Raw genomic sequence first — 1695 nt, forward strand, 5'->3', positions numbered from 1 at the left:
TTAAACGGGATACTCACAGGGCTATCCTATGTAAACAATAAAGCGAATCACGGCTATACGTTTGAAATCATTAAAATTGATGCATCAAAACCATTAGAGATTGCAACGGAAAATTATCTTAAGGGTTTTTATAAGGATGCCACGGTTAGCTTTAGTGAAGTCATAGACTGGCGTCGTGAGATCAATGCAGCACTTCATGATTGGCTTTTTTCCTATCTCCTAACTACAACACCGGGCGGTTGCGGCTCAGCTTTTGCTTCTCTTAAGGATGTCGATAATGCCTTTTCAATGTCCATAAAAAGCTTTAGAGACGAATTTATCAAACGAAATAGCAAGGACAGCCACATCTTTTTGTGTTTTTCGGCACCTTCACCTAGGCTTTAAATTATCCTGATTTTGTCTGTGTGGAGTTTGCTATGACTTCGGCCAGAAGACAGTTAATTGATGCTAATGCAACGCCCTTCTATCATGTGATAAATCGCTGTGTCAGAAGGGCTTTTTTGTGCGGTGATGATAAGTTATCTGGGCGTAGTTACGAGCGGATTGTTGATAAAATCAAAGCCTTGTCCGCGATATTTTGTATCGATATTTGCGCCTACGCGGTGATGAGCAATCATTACCACTTAGTGCTTAAAATAGATGTCGATAAGGCCAAATCGTTAACGCAAAAAGACATTATCAGCCGTTGGTGCCAAATCACTAAAGGCCATGCTGTCGCGACTAAGTATATGAATGGCGATGCTTTAATCGAAGGTGAACGCATGTTACTCGATGGCTTAATTACCGAATGGCATGAGCGATTAAGTAGTATTTCTTGGTTTATGCGCTGTTTAAACGAAGAAATTGCCCGCAAGGCTAATCGTGAAGATGAGTGCAAGGGCGCGTTTTGGGAGGGGCGTTTTAAGTCGCAAGCGCTGCTAGATGAGCAAGCCCTGCTCGCGTGCATGATGTATGTCGATTTAAATCCTATCAGAGCAGGCATTGCTGACTCTTTGCAATCCTCTGATTTTACATCGATTCAGGAGCGAATTAACTCGCTAGATTCACCCAATAGTTCATTAGCCATCTCAACGCCACAAACTGACTCCGCAACCAATCAAGCTCATATTCTCCGCAAATCGTTGGTCCAATTCGATGGCGCAGCTCACCTGAATGCGCAAGTGGGCATCCCCTTTCATTTTGCCGATTATCTCGAACTGATTGATTGGACGGGTCGCGCCATCCGCCTTGATAAGAAAGGCTATATCGATAATCAACGGCCGAAACTACTCAATGAATTAGGTATTGCACCCGATGCGTGGCTCACGTCAGCCAAAGAGTTTCGTCGTCAATACAGTGGCATAAGTGGTCGATGGGATAGCATGTGCGCGTTTAAAAAGCAGCACAACAGCGGTAAATGGTGTAAAGGTAAAGCCTCAAGCCAAGCGTTACATCCTTAAGTTCATCACTACTCAGCGTTTAGGGCTATTTTTGTTTATCCGAAATAAGATAATTTTGCACAAAACATAGCTCGCTTTTGTCCCAAAACGAGCAACATATCTGCTTTAAAATAAACAGGCGACACCGATGTTAAACAGGTGAGTCATGGTGATGGGCGAAACAACCGTCCGCCCCATGGACGGGGCGGTCGAGCATCCAAGGACGGACTTGCTGCGTGTCGGTGAGTCAATGCCATGGCGAGCCTATTCACATTGA

Annotated in this window: 1 protein-coding gene and 1 pseudogene; both read left to right on the plus strand. The window is 44.2% G+C overall.

Annotation, left to right across the window (positions count from 1 at the left end; genetic code table 11):
- Window positions 1-384 (plus strand): annotated as a pseudogene (locus L976_RS22655) (hypothetical protein); the annotation flags it as partial.
- Between the two features lie 32 nt (window positions 385-416).
- On the plus strand, window positions 417-1439 hold the full coding sequence (locus L976_RS01890; RefSeq protein ID WP_047533649.1) for a transposase: 1023 nt from the start codon (window positions 417-419) through the stop codon (window positions 1437-1439).
- The last annotated feature ends 256 nt before the right edge of the window (window positions 1440-1695 follow it).

Source organism: Shewanella sp. ZOR0012, assembly GCF_000798835.1.
Lineage (GTDB): Bacteria > Pseudomonadota > Gammaproteobacteria > Enterobacterales > Shewanellaceae > Shewanella > Shewanella xiamenensis.